This window comes from Chitinophaga sp. (genome assembly GCF_036569185.1).
Classification (GTDB): Bacteria; Bacteroidota; Bacteroidia; order Chitinophagales; family Chitinophagaceae; genus Chitinophaga.
Genome location: NZ_DATCRD010000079.1, coordinates 17436 through 33648, shown reverse-complemented (window position 1 = coordinate 33648; position 16213 = coordinate 17436). Strand labels below are relative to the sequence as shown.

The 16213-nt window shown below is 47.6% G+C and carries 11 protein-coding genes; 7 read left to right on the top strand and 4 right to left on the bottom strand.

Annotated features, from left to right (window positions below):
- Nucleotides 1-223 precede the first annotated feature (223 nt).
- The 3 genes from VIM72_RS06190 to VIM72_RS06180 are packed head-to-tail and all read right to left on the bottom strand — an operon-like array spanning nucleotide 224 to nucleotide 5582.
- Nucleotides 224-1567 carry an alpha-L-fucosidase gene (locus VIM72_RS06190; RefSeq protein WP_332001995.1) on the bottom strand — a complete coding sequence of 448 codons (1344 nt, stop codon included), beginning with the start codon at nucleotides 1565-1567 and terminating at the stop codon, nucleotides 224-226.
- 36 nt (nucleotides 1568-1603) lie between these two features.
- A complete protein-coding gene (locus tag VIM72_RS06185; RefSeq protein WP_332001994.1) occupies nucleotides 1604-3763 on the bottom strand; it encodes an alpha-galactosidase in 2160 nt (719 codons plus the stop codon).
- Nucleotides 3764-3785: 22 nt separating this feature from the next.
- On the bottom strand, nucleotides 3786-5582 hold the full coding sequence (locus VIM72_RS06180) for an alpha-L-fucosidase (RefSeq protein ID WP_332001993.1): 1797 nt from the start codon (nucleotides 5580-5582) through the stop codon (nucleotides 3786-3788).
- A 797-nt stretch (nucleotides 5583-6379) separates the two neighbouring features.
- Between VIM72_RS06180 and VIM72_RS06175 the strand changes: the two genes are divergently transcribed.
- From VIM72_RS06175 to VIM72_RS06145, 7 genes are all read left to right on the top strand, one after another.
- Entirely contained in the window at nucleotides 6380-6952 is a 573-nt protein-coding gene (locus tag VIM72_RS06175; protein WP_332001992.1) for a TetR/AcrR family transcriptional regulator, read from the top strand.
- Nucleotides 6953-6991: 39 nt separating this feature from the next.
- A complete protein-coding gene (locus VIM72_RS06170) occupies nucleotides 6992-7432 on the top strand; it encodes a universal stress protein (RefSeq protein ID WP_332001991.1) in 441 nt (146 codons plus the stop codon).
- A 220-nt stretch (nucleotides 7433-7652) separates the two neighbouring features.
- Entirely contained in the window at nucleotides 7653-9323 is a 1671-nt protein-coding gene (locus tag VIM72_RS06165; protein ID WP_332001990.1) for a hypothetical protein, read from the top strand.
- A 32-nt stretch (nucleotides 9324-9355) separates the two neighbouring features.
- Nucleotides 9356-10291: a hypothetical protein gene (locus tag VIM72_RS06160; RefSeq protein ID WP_332001989.1), complete on the top strand. Its 936-nt coding sequence runs from the start codon at nucleotides 9356-9358 to the stop codon at nucleotides 10289-10291.
- Between the two features lie 111 nt (nucleotides 10292-10402).
- On the top strand, nucleotides 10403-11926 hold the full coding sequence (locus tag VIM72_RS06155; protein ID WP_332001988.1) for a T9SS type A sorting domain-containing protein: 1524 nt from the start codon (nucleotides 10403-10405) through the stop codon (nucleotides 11924-11926).
- A gap of 126 nt (nucleotides 11927-12052) precedes the next feature.
- Nucleotides 12053-14632, top strand: a complete 2580-nt coding sequence (locus VIM72_RS06150) for a phosphatidylglycerol lysyltransferase domain-containing protein (protein WP_332001987.1) — start codon at nucleotides 12053-12055, stop codon at nucleotides 14630-14632.
- A 56-nt stretch (nucleotides 14633-14688) separates the two neighbouring features.
- Nucleotides 14689-15405: an AcvB/VirJ family lysyl-phosphatidylglycerol hydrolase gene (locus VIM72_RS06145; RefSeq protein ID WP_332001986.1), complete on the top strand. Its 717-nt coding sequence runs from the start codon at nucleotides 14689-14691 to the stop codon at nucleotides 15403-15405.
- Here VIM72_RS06145 and VIM72_RS06140 read toward each other — a convergent pair.
- Nucleotides 15395-16090 (bottom strand): LytR/AlgR family response regulator transcription factor, encoded by a 696-nt coding sequence (locus VIM72_RS06140; RefSeq protein ID WP_332001985.1) that lies wholly within the window; start codon nucleotides 16088-16090, stop codon nucleotides 15395-15397. The genes VIM72_RS06145 and VIM72_RS06140 overlap by 11 nt on opposite strands.
- Nucleotides 16091-16213 lie beyond the last annotated feature (123 nt).

The following is a 16213-nucleotide window of genomic DNA, read 5'->3' as shown; positions in this document are numbered from 1 at the left end:
ACCGGTAATAGAGCTGGTACTTCAATGATCGCGGAGTTTGTCTGACTCAGGATTATGATGATTTTAATGATTAGCCTGATTTAGTTTTAAAGTTTGAAAATAGTTAAGGGAGATAAAAGCGGATAATTTTTTCGCTTCTATCTCCCTTAATTATAATTGTTACAAAATAAAATCAGGCTAATCATTAAAATCATCATAATCCTGAGTCAGACAAACTCCGCGATCATTGAAGTACCAGCTCTATTACCGGTATCTCCACATCGGGTTTGCGCACCGGGAGCTCCAGGGCCAGGTCGCCTTTGTCTGTGCCCCTCATTTTTATTTCAGAGCCGTCATTCAGCAGCTGTGCGTATTTAACCTTGCCTTTCATTCCAGGCAGTTCAAAACGCTGCAGCGGGTAATCGAGCAAATGCACATATAACCGTTTGGTAGTTGGGTTGTAAGTCAGTAAGCTGTTATCCGGGCGTTTGAATTCCGCCGGCGCCTCGGTACAGCCATAAATAGAACGACCGTTCACCTGCATCCATTCTCCCATTCCTTTGAGCCTTTCCTGCGCACGGGCATCGAAAGTACCGCGGGAAGTAGGGCCCACATTCAACAACAGGTTACCGCCCTTGCTCACTGATTCAATCAGCAGCACCAGCAGCTGCTTGTTATCTTTCCAGGAAGTTTCATCCCGGTAATAACCCCATGATCCGGAGAACGTCTGACAGGTTTCCCAATGAATGCGTTTACCATTACGGGTGGGCCATTCAGATACTTTGTACTGTTCAGGAGTGGCAAAATCGCCGCCATCCTCATACTCTTCCAGGTCCAGCCGGTCGTTGATAATAATTCCGGGCTGCAGTTTGCGGATCATCTTAATAAGCTCCAGTGAATTCCAATCGTTATGATCCTTGCCATGTTCCCCCGGAAAAGAAAAGTCGGTCCAGAGAATATCAATTTTCCCGTAATTGGTCATCAGTTCCTTTAGCTGGTTCTTCAGATAAGTACGGTACTTTTCCATATCACGCCCTTTATTCAGCTTCTCATAATCCTTCGGATCTGCAGGGCGCTGCGGATGCACACGGTCGATCGTATAATCAGGATGATGCCAGTCGATCAGCGAATAATAAAACCCAATCTTCAATCCTTCTGCCCGGAAAGCTTCGACCCATTCTTTGATAAGGTCCTTTTTCGCCGCTGTATTGGTGGCTTTATAATCGGTGTATTTGGAATCAAATAAACAAAACCCTTCATGGTGCTTGGTAGTGATCACCGCGTACTTCATACCTGCGGCCTTCGCCTGCCGGGCCCATTCGCGTGGATTATACAGATCGGGGTTGTACAGATCAAAATATTTCTGATAGGCGCTGTCGGTAAGATGCTCATTGCTTTTCACCCACTCATGCCTGGAAGGCATAGAATATAATCCCCAGTGAATAAACATGCCAAAGCGGTCATTTACCCACCAGGCCAGCCGCTGTTCTTTTTGTGCATCCGTTTCATTGAATATTTTCTTTTCCTGTGCATTTACTGTTGCCAGCATCATAAGGAAAGTGAAAACGAATAGTGATAATTTCTTCATAACTAATAAATTATACAGATTTGGTTTGATACAGTTCTATTCGGCCACCAGCCAGGTATAACCGTTTGCCGGGATGGTTACTTTTACATGAGCATTGTAACTACGGTCAAGCATATACGTTTTCAATGCTCCTTCCTTTTCGCGGATGCGCACACTTTTCGTGAGGCCGCTGTAATACAGTGGCAGGGCCACCTCCCGGGTAATTGCCTGTTGGGTTGGATTATACAGCATGGCCAGCGCTTTTTGCGGCAGTTTGGCGCTCACGTGCATGATACCGTCCCAGTCGCGGCCATCGGCCCTGCGCAGATGGATAATATCCGTATTGAGGATATTGCGGTACTTTTTGTACCAGTCGATCATATTCTTCACAACGGCCTTGGTACTATCGGTGTCGTATAAACGCGGACCGCGGTAACAGGCCTGAACCCCAGCCCCATAATACTGTGCCATCAGCTGGTCGTAGGCGTCCAGGTGATCTTTCAGGGGCTCCAGCGTAGCGGCTGCACCGCCGCCCTGGTATTCGCTGAGCGGTACAAAGCCCCAGCTCATGGAAGGGGTTTTCTCCCAGGTGCCGTCAAAAATATTCTGCCTGTTCAGGATCAGCTGTTCTGCCCGTGGCAGGGAAAAATTTACTTCGCGGTAGCCTAGTGCTATTTTGTTGGTACCATCCAGGAAGTACCAGTCCGGCGCATTTACATATACGCCTCTTTCATTGAGCCAGTGGTACAACCCTTTCTGCAGCTGCATTTGTTTCCATTGGGAATCTTCCAGCCCGGTATGGCCGGGATGGGTAGTGGATGCACAAACATCGCCCGGGTAAGGGCCATCATTCTCAAAGATATCGAAGCCGGTAGCGCTGATAAAACTTTTGATCTTTTGCAGATAGCCGAGGCCCCATTTACTACCCATACAGGGAGCGTTACCAAAAAATGCGCCGCCGGTTTTGCCGGTGGCAGGATTGATTACGTCATCTTCCTCACTGATACGCCTGCTCGAAAACAGGGAGTAGCCGCCAAGCATCACCTTTTTACTATGTGCATAATCCGCCAGTGCTTTGAACTTCGCGATATTGGCGGCGCTGGTATCTTCCATATTCAAACCACTGCCAAAGCTAAGGATCACGCCTTCATAGCCGGTTTCTGCACATTGGTCAATGATAGCCTTTACCTTTACCGGATCGGTGCTTACCAGGTGCATGAAAACGGGGTTCTCTGTGGTCCAGGGCGCAATGGTGCTGTAAAATCTTCTTTTAGCCAACCCATTCCTTTCCCGGTCATATCCATCAAACAACAGCTCATAGGTACGGATAGATTCAAAATGTTCACCCGCTGCCAGTGTAATGCCAACCGGTACTATGGGGTATACTTCCAGCACGCAGGGTGTTTGCAGGTCGTAGTTCACCTGTGAAGTATAGGTACTGTCGGCCTTCCAGTGTGTGGTTTGATCACTGAGATTTGCCTTCATGGCGTTATTGAAAGCGTAATTGCTTTCAATATAAATTCCGTGGGGCACCTGCATTTTATTCACACTGCCTACTACAGCCGATTCTTCTTCCGGTGTGGCCAGTATCTCATTCACCACTTGCTGCAGTTTTACCGGTTGCCCGCTTTGGTTGGTTATTTCCAGCCATTTGGAAATGAGTGGTATTCCGTCAAATATATCGTAGTGTATTTTTACCTGGATGCCTTTCAATTCAGACGCCTGCGCCTGGTAAGAGAATGTAAGCTCTTTCCCGGTGGGCTGCTTTGGGTTACTGCACCATCGCCGGGCCTGCCATTTTAAATAGGGAGAGACAGATGTTACCTGGTGGCCGCTGTATATAAAATCTGATGGCCCTGCTTCCAGGTTATCCAGCCATACAGGAAGCATGTACGCCTGTTGTTTTTGCCCGTATGCACCACCAATCGTATAGTCGTGCCCGTTAATGGTAAGCCTGGCTTCCGGTTTAATGGCGCGCAATAATTGTTCTCCGCTCACCAGGTTGCGGTAATCGGTACATATCACGTTGGGGGTTATACGAAAACTACGGCTCAGCAATCCGTTGCTGAGTGTAATTTCCTTGTTTTTTTCTGTTACCGTGGCGGTATAGGGCTGGTGATTGATTAACCAGTCGGGCGCAGGTGATTTTACCTGTGCAGCTGCTATGCCTGAACCAAGACTGGCAACCAGTCCTAACAGGAGGTTTGTTTTCTTCATGTTCTTGTTCTTCTTATAAATATTATTTAACCGGCTGCAGGATCACTTTCCTTAGCCAGCACAATTCATTTTTGTTACCGGAAACCGGTTTCACTGTGAGATTTTGTTTTCCTGCTTTATCGATATGTATGATACCTATTGCGTGTTGAATAAAGTTCATGGGCTTGTGGCTGTCGTAACTGCCGGTTACCAGTGTCAGGAATGGCAGCTGCTGCCCGCCCAGGGTTACCAGCCCCTGTTGTGAGGCGCTTGCAGGTTCGCATGCATAATCAAGGATAATTTTATAGTCGCCTGCGTCCTGCACTTCCAGCGGGAATATGATGGCATCGTCTGGGGTTACCATCCCGGTTATGCAATTGTCGTGTTTCCAGTCGCCGAAATAATGGGAATAGGTAAAAAGCCTGCTTTGGGATTTCCCGTTGAAAATAGCCCATACAGCAGGGATTTCCGCCTGTGGATATTCGCTGCTTACAGTTTGTGTACGGAGCTGCGATAAATCTGTTTGCTGCCCTGAGTACACTACCTCCAGCACGGTGCTTCGTGTATCCGGCAACGTTACAGGTAAACTGATAATGGTTTCTTCCGGCAGTTGTTGCCATGTAAGCGGATTTTTACCGCCCAGTATTTTCACCGACCTGATTTTTGCAGTTAGTCCCGGTACACGTAGTTTCCTGTTGGCCGGCATTTGCCACACGTGCAGGAATAATTTTCCCGGTTTGCTGGTAGTTACGCCCCATGGCTGCGCGGGGATCAGTCCCCAGCTGGTGCCGTAAATGCTTTCGCCGTAGGTTTGCAGCCACTTGCCGGCAGCTTTCAGATAAGCAACTGAGTAAGCCGGCCATTTGCCGTTGCCATCGGGCCCTACATTGAGCATAAGGTTGCCGCCTTTGGAGGCTACATTTCCCAGGAGGCGTATAATTTCTGCGGGTGATTTAAAGTTCAGGTCGTGGCGGATATATCCCCAGGAATCGTTGTGGGTATAAATAGATTCCCATGCACCGGGGATGGGAACCGGCGGCACTTCGGAGTCGCCAAAATCGCGGTAATCGCCGAGGTCATGTCCTACGCGGCTGCTGAAAAGGCAGCCGGGCTGCAGCAATCGCAGGCTATCGATCATTTGCCTGGTTTGCTCAGCGGTTAACCCTCCCGGCATATCAAACCAGATAAGACCAAGGGGGCCATAGTTGGTTAATAGTTCTTTCAGTTGCGGGATTGATTTGGTGCGGTAATACCGCTGGTAATCTTTCTCTTTATTTTTAAAATCCCAGTTATTTCCTCCGCCATCCGGCTCGTGCCAGTCGAGGAACTGGGAATAATAGAACCCAAACTGTATACCTTTTGCGCGGCAGGCGGCAGCGAGCGCCTTCATAGGGTCTTTCCTATAGGGAGAAGCATCAACAATATCGAAATCAGTTACTTTAGAATCATACATACTGAAGCCTTCGTGATGTTTGGCGGTGATCACCATATACCTGATACCTGATTGCCGGGCCATCTCCGCCCATTCTTCTGCATTAAATCCTATAGGGTTGAAGGTTTGTGCTACTTTGGCGTATTCAGCTGCAGGCGCTTTTGCACGGTGCATGATCCATTCGCCGCTGCCGTAGTAGCTGCTGTCTTTCCAACGGCCGCCAAGTTCAGAGTAAAGGCCCCAGTGAATGAACAGCCCGAATTTTGCTTCTTTGAACCATTTTAACCCGGGATGCGATTTATTGTTTACAGCATCTTTATTCCACATATCCGGCATGTCCTGGGTACTCGCTTTCAGCGGGTTGAACAGGCATAACAGTACCAGTAACGTTGGAATCCGGTGGAACATATAGCTAAATTTAGTAGTAACGGTCCGTAAAAAATATACATATCCCCCGGTATATGCAAATGCCTGGAAAATGGTATCAGGGAAAGGGAAAATGATACAATCGAAGGGTTTTAGGGTAAGTTTTCGTCATTAACCAATGATTAACGATTATTACAGAGAGTAATATCTAATTTCGGTAGCAGATAAGTTACGGTCACTAAGCGTCTTGTAACTTTCCAGATTCAGCAATCATCTTATTTAGCTCAATAACAGGCTATAATGTGTTATCAGCATCTGACGCGATGCCGCAGATGCCATGTGAATGTTTTAAACACCTCTGCTGTTTGTCATCGGCAGAGGTTTCTTTTTGCCCTGACTTTCTACCTGTTATACAATTCTTATTTAGATTTAATTAACTCTCTGAACTACGAAAGTTATTAATATTGCTACCTGCTCAGTAATCTTCCGGTAACTTAAAAATGCTTACAACCAACAAATGTTTCAACAGCGCCTGTTGGTTTTTTCAGGCCGACAGGAGCTTCCGTCACAAACCAGGTGTACGGCAGCGAACTATTCGCAGTATTGAACAGCATAGCCGGTGATGCCGCAACCTTATTACAATCACCCTAACAATCACTATCATGATCTTAAAAATCCCGAAGAAGCAACGCCATAACCTTATTAACAATCACCCACCGGTTAAGCAACCAATGGGTTTTTGATTTAATCATCATCTAGCTACAGCGCCTTTGCAGTTTCCACTGCGGAGGCTTTTTTTAAAACTTTAAAATGAATATATATTCGCTTATATTTGTACTGTGAAACGGAAAGACGATAAAAAAGTAACCCAGATCTTCCAGGCTGCACTCAGGCTGGTGGCCGAAAAAGGATTGTCAGGCGTTACTATGGGCGACATCTCCAGGGAAGCCGGCATTGCCACAGGCACCTTATATGTTTACTTTAAAGGAAAAGATGAACTGATCAATGCCTTATTTGCCGCCTGCCGGGAAAATTCGGTACAGGTGTCTTTTAAAGGTTACAACCCGCAAATTCCTTTCAAACCTGCGTTTAAAAATATCTGGCTGAATATCCTGCGCTATAAGCTGCAACATTTTGAAGAAGTTATTTTTATGGAACAGTGTTATCATTCACCGTTTATCACCAACGATACACGGGAAAAGGCACTGCAACTTTCAGCCCCTTTCTACGCGCTGATGGAAAGAGGCCAGAAAGAACAACTTATCAAGCAGGCGGATGTGGGGCTATTGCTCACTTTTATTATTGGCGCTATGAATGAACTGGTAAAACAAACGCATTACAGCAGTATCACCCTTAACAGAAGCAAGATCAACACCGCTTTCGACCTTTGTTGGGATGCCCTGAAAGCATAACAATAATGAATAAATATTCACAAATTAACACCTCTGCATATGTCAGACATTATGATCGCAGTAGACCTGAGCAGCTTTTCAGAAAACCTGATCAGGACCGGCCTGGAACTGGCCGATAAAATAAATGCTTCCGTTACCCTTTACTCAGTGGTAGAAATAGGTATCGGCATCGGTTTGCCGGAAGGCGGCCCCGTATTCACCGACGATATTCCCGCACGGATGCGTGAAGTGGAGGAAAGACTGGAAGCATACAGGCAAAACTATCCTGATAAAAAGAACATCAGCATCCTGGTAGGTACCGGGAACCCTAAAAATGAAACGCTGGCACAGGCACATGAAAGCAATGCAACTATGCTGGTAATAGGCACGCATGGCAGAACCGGCCTGGATCATATGCTCCTGGGCAGCAATGCGGAATATATTATCCGTCACTCCCGTATACCCGTACTGGTGGTTCCTTATAACAGGGAAGAACATTAAGCCTAACACTCAACAGGTAATACAACAGCATTCATGCTGATTCCCGGCGATCCCCGCCGGGATTTTTTATGCCTCTTCCGCAACTTTAAACGCCGGATATGGGTTATATTTAATAACGAATAATTAAAGTATATCTGTAAGCCAGGCCTTCGACCCTCCAGCCCCAACTGGTAAAGGATCTTCTATGCACACAACTCCCCTTCACCTCTAAACCATTACTATGAAAAAAAATTACCCCGGCAAAAGCATCTTACTGGTATTATTATTCCTGATGCTCGCCACCGCAGTATCTGCGCAGCTCAAGATCGGCGACAATCCCGCCACTATCAACAAATCCTCTATCCTGGAACTGGAAAGCTTACGCCAGGGGCTGCTGCTCCCCCGGATTGTGGATACCACACTTGCCCCGCTCAATACAGCCCCCGACGGGATGATCATCTATCATACGGTTACCCAAAGCCTGATGGTGCGGCGTAACGGTTACTGGTCCAGGCTGGTAGACAGCCTCAACGCTTCTGCAGGAAGCTGGCAGCTGAAAGGGAATGCCGGTACTACAATCGCCAATTATCTCGGTACTTCCGATAATCAGCCGCTGTCTATCCGCACCAATGCCACGGAAGCTATTAACATCAGCAACACACAAACAGTAGCCCTCAAACAGGTACCTGCCACCACTACCCTCATCAGCGTACTGATGATAGACCCCGCCACCGGTACCATCAACCAGCGCAATCTTTCACCGGCCGCTTTTACCGATGCCATCAGAACGCTCAATGGCGTAGCCAAACAGGGTTTCACCATCCGGGCAGATACCCTGAACGCCGATTTTGGAGTAACCACCAATGCAACCGACAGTACTATCACGATGAATGTACCGATTGTTGGCACTGCCTCCCAGCGGACAGGGTTACTCACTTATGCAGACTGGCAATCTTTCAGTAATAAACAAAAAGCAATTACTGTAGGCGCGTTTATTCTTACCCCGGGCAATCCCAATGGCCTGGTACTGGATAACACTACCGGCGTATTACAACTGGTGGCTGCAGATGCCACCAATCCCGGCGGCGTATCCATTGGCGCACAAACCTTTGGCGGTGTTAAAACTTTCAATGATAGCGTGAGCATCGCTGCCGGTGTTGGCGTTACTGGCCTGGCTACGCTGGGCAACGGTCTTAAAGTAAACGCCGGCGGCGCCAATATCAGCGGTGCAGTGGTACTGGCCACTGCTCCCCCGGATGTGAGCACCCCGGTTACCACTGTATTATTCCGTAACCCTACAACCGGTGCACTGGAAAAAAGAGAAGTGGATTCCGCTGCATTCTCTGCGGGCATCCGCAGGATAAACGGACAAACCGGTCCTGCTATTTATATCAAGACCGGTAAAGCCGGTACAGACGTTTCCCTCGACAGCACCAGCGTCGCCAATACCCTCACCCTCAACATACCGGATGCGAGCGCTACTGCAAGAGGTGTGGTAAATGATTCCACTCAAACCTTCGCCGGCTTCAAAACAGTAAGAGATACGCTGGCTGTAGGGAAAAATGCAATTGTAGGAGCAGGCACAGCACCCAATTCCACCCTGGATGTGCAGGGATCAATGTCTTTAAAAATAAGAACAGCCACCAGTAACGAAGCGCTGGCTGAAACGGATAATACCTTACTTGTAAATGCCGGCTCCGGAGGCGTTACTATTACCTTGCCCCCGGTCGCAAATATTGCAGGTCGTGTTTATACTATCAAAAAAATCGCAGGTTCTATCGATAATGCTGTTACGCTTCAACCACAGGGAGGCGCACAAATTGAAGGAGGCACTAACTACATCATCTACAACAATTACACTTATGTAACAATTCAGACAGATGGTTCCAACTGGTACGTGATCAGAAAGTAAACCGATTTATTGTTACCTGTAAATTGTTGTTCATGCTGAAAAAAAGCATCCAAAGCAGCGTATGGTTATGCGTGCTGTTGTTGCTGTATATTCCTGCATATGCACAGCAACTCAAACTGGGAGACCCTACCACATCTCCCATCAAAGCGGCATTACTGGAACTTAATACAACTAACCAGGGACTGTTGTTGCCCCGCGTTACAGATACTGCAATAGCACCGCTCAACGCATCTCCCGATGGAATGATCATTTATTACAAACCGGCCAGCAGCCTGCTTATCAGAAGAAACGGCTCCTGGTCTAAATTGGCTGACAGCACGGCCGTCAGCAACAATCAATGGTTACTAAGCGGCAATGCGAATATCGACAGCGCCACGAAGTTCCTGGGTACATCTACCGCCAACCCTGTTAATTTCCGTACCGGCAACTTAAACAGGATGATCATTTCCAGTACCGGAAATGTTGGAATCGGGACTACTACCCCATCATCGCTGCTGCATGTAAAAACCGGCGCTGCCAACACTTCCGGGGTGAGACTGGAAAACCTTACCAGTGCTTCTACCGTAACTGCAGGTGCAGGCGGGCTCGGGGTAGATGCAAGTGGAAACGTGGTAAGAACTGCCAGCACACCGGTATTCTATAACAGCGCCGGAGTAATATCACAGTCCATAAAAATATGGGCAGATTCAGTAAGCCAGCCCGCTACACCGCTTACCAGCGGGCAACTATCCATCGATGTTTCCTCCGCAGGGTTTACCAAAATCCTGTCGATACAAGCTACTGCAAAAGGCGGCGCAGATTACTCAAATGCGCCGCTGGTCACCATACTGGGATATAGTTTAACAAAAATAAATTTTATCCTCACAGACAGCAGGCAAACCAACATCTTACTGATCAATTCAGTGGAAGGACTGGAGCCAAGTATTGCGAACACCACTAAAATATTTGTCACGGTTATCGGGTATTAAAACAATCATACTATAAAAAACTATTGCTTCATATTATCCATTTTACTGCTGCTGGTTGCCTCCCAGGCAACCAGGGGACAGGCTGTTACCTGGTTGCACCCCAACAGCAAAATGGGAATATTCAATACGGATACTGTTGCCGTTTTTGGCGATATGGTTAATGAAGGAAACATACGTACAGTAACCGGCTCAGTGGTGAATTTTTACGGGTTACGCTGGCGTAACGGCAACAATGCGGCAATACTGGATGAAAGCAGTGACGGGTATAGCGCTTCCGGTGGGCTATTCCGCTTTATGCAAACCAATCCTGCCCTGTACCAGTATATCAGCGGTGGCTACAACGCGGCCTCTGCACAAGGTCCGAGTTTCCCCAATCTGAGTGTGGAAAATTCGCCGGGCATTTTTTTAGATGATCTCAGCGACCTGAAAATTGCGAATACCCTCGATCTTAAAAAGGGATATATATTTCTCAATGGATGGAACCTGGTAGTAGGCCATCATACGCCGGGGGATATACGCAATTATTCCACGGATCACTTCATCATTACCGGTGGCAGCTTTGGCGGCGGAGCCCTTTACCGCAGCAATGTTTCCAACGCCGATAGAACAGTTGTTTTCCCTATTGGTACCAGGCCATCCAGCTTTACACCAGTGGCTGTGGAAAACCAGGGTTCCACCGTTACTATTCGTGCAGGCGTTTCCGATAGTGTAAAGCAACATCTTACTGAAGGTTCAAACCTTGTACTGACCAGCGTAAATAAAACGTGGAATGTGGATGTTTCCGCACCGGATGCAGCCCTGAGCATTCACCTGGTACACGACCTCTCGGATGAAGGGCCATCTTATGAAGCAAACCGGAATACTGCCTACCTGGCAAGGTTTATAGACACCTCCTGGGACCTGGCCACACAACGGGCAGCTCCCGCGGGCCCCAGTCCGTTCACTACAGGGCCGCCGGACAGGCAAAAAGTATTTGTAAGCCGCACTTTTCAACATCTGCGCAGCACCAATTATTTCACCAGCCTGGTGGCGGAAACAGTGAACAGTCCCAACAAAACAACGCTGAACTTTTTCAGCGCCACGCGCAGCGTTACCGATGAAGATACCGTACTGCTGCACTGGATCACCGGTAGGGAATACTTCTGCCGCGGATTCTCCATTGAAAGAAAATTCGCTACCGGTCAGACGTTTGACTCCATCGGGTTTGTGGGCAGCAAATCTCCCGGCGGGATCAGCTTTTTCCCTGTGGGATATGATGCTATAGATGCACCTGCTTTTGATGGATTTATTTTCTACCGTCTTAAAGTCATCATGACAGACGGTACCTTCTTCTACAGCCCTGTACGCATTGTAAAGGGCAAAAACACCAGGAGCGAAATTACGATCTGGCCCAATCCGGTGAGAGGAGGTGTGCTGCATATTTATTATAGCGCAAACCAGCATGTAAAAGCAATTTCACTCATTGATATTCCCGGTCGCCGGATCATTTACCAGAAATATGACCAGCCGCTGCAACAGCGGAATTACTATGAGCTGAATATTCCTGCTGGTCTTGCCCGTGGCACCTACTTCGTTCAGTTGATCGGGGAAAATAATGAACTTATTCACACAGAAAAGGTTATACTAATGGAATAAAACCCGGAGATCATCTTCCATAAATTAAAATCCCCTTAAACTCCCCGCAGTTAAAGGGATTCGTTTAAAAGTTGGTATAACTTTGCGGATCAGTGCGAACAACAGATTAACGAAACCTACGAACCTTTGAAAAAGAAATTTTTTACTGCGGCATTTCTGCGTAAGCTCCATCTGAAAGAGCTGCTGGCAGTGTTATTTATATTGCTGGCCATTTATTTTTTCCGTTCACAGCGTCATGAATTATATTCCCTGATCCCCGCTATTGAAAAGGCGCACAGGGGCTGGGTAGTACTTGGAGTGATGGTAACCATCGCTTATATTTTGCTGCAGGCGGCAATGTATGTGTTCAGCTTCCGGGCAGTAGGCGCCAGGCTGGATACCGGCAGAAGCACAGAATTATTTCTGAAGCGTAATCTTTTATCAGTGTTCCTGCCGGCAGGTGGTATCAGCTCACTGGCCTATTTGCCGCAGAGCCTGCGCCGTACCGGCTTGCACAAACAACAGATCCACCAGGCTTCCGGCATTTACGGGTTTGTGGGCATTCTTTCCGTTTTCCTGGTAGGCATCCCTGTGGTGGCATATGCCATGCTTCATGCGGGTACTATGAAGGATGCCCTGTGGGGACTTGCAGCCATTTGCGCGCTGTTACTCGGGGTAGTATGGCTGGTACGCTCCATGCAGGCCAAAGGCGGCGCCTACCGGTTATTGGTGAAATACTTTCCGGGGGCCGCGCGGCAGGTAGATGAAATATTCACGTTCCAGTTATCCGTGCCCTCCTTCATGAATACGGTAATAGCGTCAGTACTGATTGAAGTAGCCGGTGTGGGCCATCTGTACCTGAGCATGCTGGCAGTAGGCGTCACGCCCTCGCTGGAGGCAGCCTGCGTGGGATATATTGTGGCTACCATCTTTTTGATTATTTCTCCTTTCCTGCGGGGACTGGGCGCCATTGAATTATCGCTGGCTTATATCCTCAGTAACTATGGGTTCAGTACACTGGAGGCGCTGGAAATCACTTTATTATTCCGCCTGTTTGAATTCTGGTTGCCGCTGATTGGTGGTATGTTTGCCTTTGCGTTGAAGGGGCGTGACCTGGTATTGCGGTTACTGCCGCCCATCCTGATCTTCCTGCTTGGCATGGTAAATATTTTTTCGGTGCTCACCCCTCCCCTGGCCAACCGTATGCATTTATTGCGGGCTTACATCCCGGGCACCTCTATCCATGCTACTAATTTGCTGGTGGTGTTTCTTGGGCTGGTGCTGCTCGTAACAGCTACCTTTTTATTCCGCGGGTTACGCAGTGCCTGGATTGTTGCGCTGGCAGTATCGCTGTTATCAGTATTCGGGCATATCGGTAAAGCCCTGGATTACGAAGAAGCGTCCCTGGCGCTGGTTACCAGTGTTATACTGCTTATTACCTCGCGCCAGTACCGGGTTAAAAGTAATCCGCAACTGGTGAACATTGGCGTGGTAACAGCCATGGCTACCCTGTTTGTGGTCCTGATTTTCGGTACCATTGGTTTTTATTTTTTGAATGTGAGACATTTCGGTATAGATTTCACCTGGCAGCAATCTATCCGACATGCCTTCCACTGTTTTATGCTGCTGGAAGATGATGGATTACAGCCGGTTACCAGGTTCGGAAAAGAATTTATGTCGGCCATCCGTGTGTTAGGAGTAAGCGCGTGGGCATTCCTGTTTTACACCATTATACGGCCTTACCTGCATGTGGCCCAGCAAACCAATACCAGCCTGGAAAAAGCGCGTTTTTATCTGAGCCAGTATGGAGATTCCCCGATGGATTATTTCAAAATAGGACAGGACAAATTATTGTTCGTATCCGAACAGTATGAAGGTTTTATCGCTTACCGGGTAGCCGGGAGTTTTGCTATTGTACTGGAAGAACCGGTGTGCAGTGAAGATAATAAGCTACCCGTGCTGCAGGAATTTGAACAACAATGCCGGAAGATGGGCCTCCGGCCGGCTTTTTACCGGGTAGATGAAGACAGCACCTATTATTTCAGTCACCTGAAAAAGAAAAAGATGCTGATTGGCCAGGAAGCCATTATGGATATCCGGGACTTTACGTTGAGTGGCAAGGACAAAAAATCGCTGCGCAACGGGTTAAACAGCCTGGCCAATAAAGGTTATACCACTGCTTTCCATGCCGCGCCACAGTCGCCCGCCATGCTGCATGCTTTAAAAGCAGTGAGCGATGAATGGCTGCATCAGTATGAAGTAAAGGAGCTCACCTTTTCGCAGGGATTGTTTGATGAAGATGTGATCCGCAACCAGGATATAATTACCGTAACCGATGCGGACGGGCAGGTAGCGGCCTTTCTTAATATAATCCCGGACTATGCTCCCGGTGAATGTACCTACGATCTTATCCGGAAACGCGCTGATGCTCCCGGCGGCGTAATGGATGCACTCATCATTGCGTTGATCCAGGATGCACAGCAAAAAGGGCTGCACTACCTGAACCTGGGAATGGTGCCTATGTCGGGCATTATTCAGCCGGAAAACACTGCGGAAAAAATGGTGAAGTATGCCTACGAAAAGCTGCGTTTCTTCCGGCATTACCAGGGTTTAAGGGAGTTTAAAGAGAAGTATGCCACTGAATGGACAAACAAATACCTGGTATACGAACATGATTTTGACCTGATACAATTGCCATCTGCCCTGAGCAAGGTAATGCAGCCATAGGCGGACGAACAATCGCGGAACGGATTTTGTTTTATGGAGAGGCGTTAATTCAGTATATGGTACCAGGCAAATTGTTCAATACAGCAAAGCTGTTTAGCTTTTTCTTATTATTTTCAGTATTACAGTCAAAAGCACAGAGCGGGATCAGTAACCTGCCGGTAGTTATCAAGGCGCCTGCCGCCGGCAGTACAGCTCCATTGATCCTGTATATAACGGGAGATGGCGGGATGAAGAAATTCTCCGCCAATGTGATTGAATCGTTCCGTCAGAAAAACTACCCGGTGGTAGCATTGAACGCACTGAAGTACTTCTGGAGTAAGAAATCACCCCAGCAGGCAGCAAAGGATATCACCTCCCTGATCACTTATTACCAGGGGCAATGGGGTGGTAACCATGGCGTGGTACTGATAGGATATTCACTGGGGGCGGATGTGCTCCCGTTTATTTATACCAGTTTGCCACCGGAAGTAGCCGGGGAAGTGAAACACCTGGTATTTTTATCACCGTCCCTTTTTACGGATATGGAGGTCCATCTTTCAGATATGCTGGGAAAATCCAGTAACAAGGGAATGAGCGTTCCCGCAGAAATGAACAAAATCACCAACAAGCCGCTACTGCTGGTTTTCGGAGCAGAGGAAAAAGACTTCAATTTTTCGGCATTGAATGTCCGGTACGAAAAACTGATCCTGCCTGGCGGACATGCCTATGATGAAGATGCTGCCGGCGTAGCAGGAAAAATACTGGCAGGCCTGCAGGCAGGCGTTACTCCATAGGCAACTGGTATCTCCTGGCCAGTTCCTTTCTCATTTCCGTTGTCAGGGGGATCCTGGCTTCTCCCATCATCACATGATCATCTGCCAGAGAGGTAATGTGGCGGAATCCTATTACAAACCAATGATGCACCCGCATAAAAGCATTGGCAGGCAACTGGGAAATGATCCAGTCCAGTTTCTCGGTGGTAACCAGCTTCTGATCACGCAGATGCAGCATGATATGATCATCCATTACCTCTACATACTGCAGCTCATCATAAAATACTTTTTCAAAGCGGTGCTGCGTTTTCAGGGTGAAATAATCCGCTGAATAGCGGGTGGGGTTGGTTGTTGCTTCCATTGCTATAGTCTTATATATTTTAGAAAACACTTCATTTAGTGCATTGGCAGTAAAAGGCAACTGCATAAGTGCAACAGGCAGGAAATCAAATCCTGCAGATGGATCATCATTATACACCATCAGTAAAACCGGCAGCACACCCGTTATAGTCATAGGCGGGGAAAGCGGATCAATATAATCGCCTGCTATCAGTACGTGAATGGTTTGTGTTTCCATCCAGAAACGCGCCTCCTGCATCGTTTGACAGCGGCATACGAGGTAAACATAGGGGATAGCAGTTAAAAAATTCTCCAGTTCTTCAAATCCCTCCGGGTCATTACCCAAAATAATACAGTTTAGTACCATAGGGTTGATTTTGTCAAATAAGGATACGTAAATCCACTCGAGTCAGTTGCCACGGAAACAGATGATTTAAACAGGGCAGGTGACTGAACAGAAACCCGCGTATAATCTAAAATCTAATCTAAA

Excerpts from the sequence above, each read along its gene's own strand:
- VIM72_RS06140 (WP_332001985.1), bottom strand. The coding sequence starts at position 16,090 with ATGGTACTAAACTGTATTATTTTGGGTAATGACCCGGAGGGATTTGAA.
- VIM72_RS06165 (WP_332001990.1), top strand. The coding sequence starts at position 7,653 with ATGAAAAAAAATTACCCCGGCAAAAGCATCTTACTGGTATTATTATTC.
- VIM72_RS06145 (WP_332001986.1), top strand. The coding sequence starts at position 14,689 with ATGGTACCAGGCAAATTGTTCAATACAGCAAAGCTGTTTAGCTTTTTC.
- VIM72_RS06170 (WP_332001991.1), top strand. The coding sequence starts at position 6,992 with ATGTCAGACATTATGATCGCAGTAGACCTGAGCAGCTTTTCAGAAAAC.
- VIM72_RS06155 (WP_332001988.1), top strand. The coding sequence starts at position 10,403 with ATGGGAATATTCAATACGGATACTGTTGCCGTTTTTGGCGATATGGTT.
- VIM72_RS06185 (WP_332001994.1), bottom strand. The coding sequence starts at position 3,763 with ATGAAGAAAACAAACCTCCTGTTAGGACTGGTTGCCAGTCTTGGTTCA.
- VIM72_RS06160 (WP_332001989.1), top strand. The coding sequence starts at position 9,356 with ATGCTGAAAAAAAGCATCCAAAGCAGCGTATGGTTATGCGTGCTGTTG.
- VIM72_RS06180 (WP_332001993.1), bottom strand. The coding sequence starts at position 5,582 with ATGTTCCACCGGATTCCAACGTTACTGGTACTGTTATGCCTGTTCAAC.
- VIM72_RS06190 (WP_332001995.1), bottom strand. The coding sequence starts at position 1,567 with ATGAAGAAATTATCACTATTCGTTTTCACTTTCCTTATGATGCTGGCA.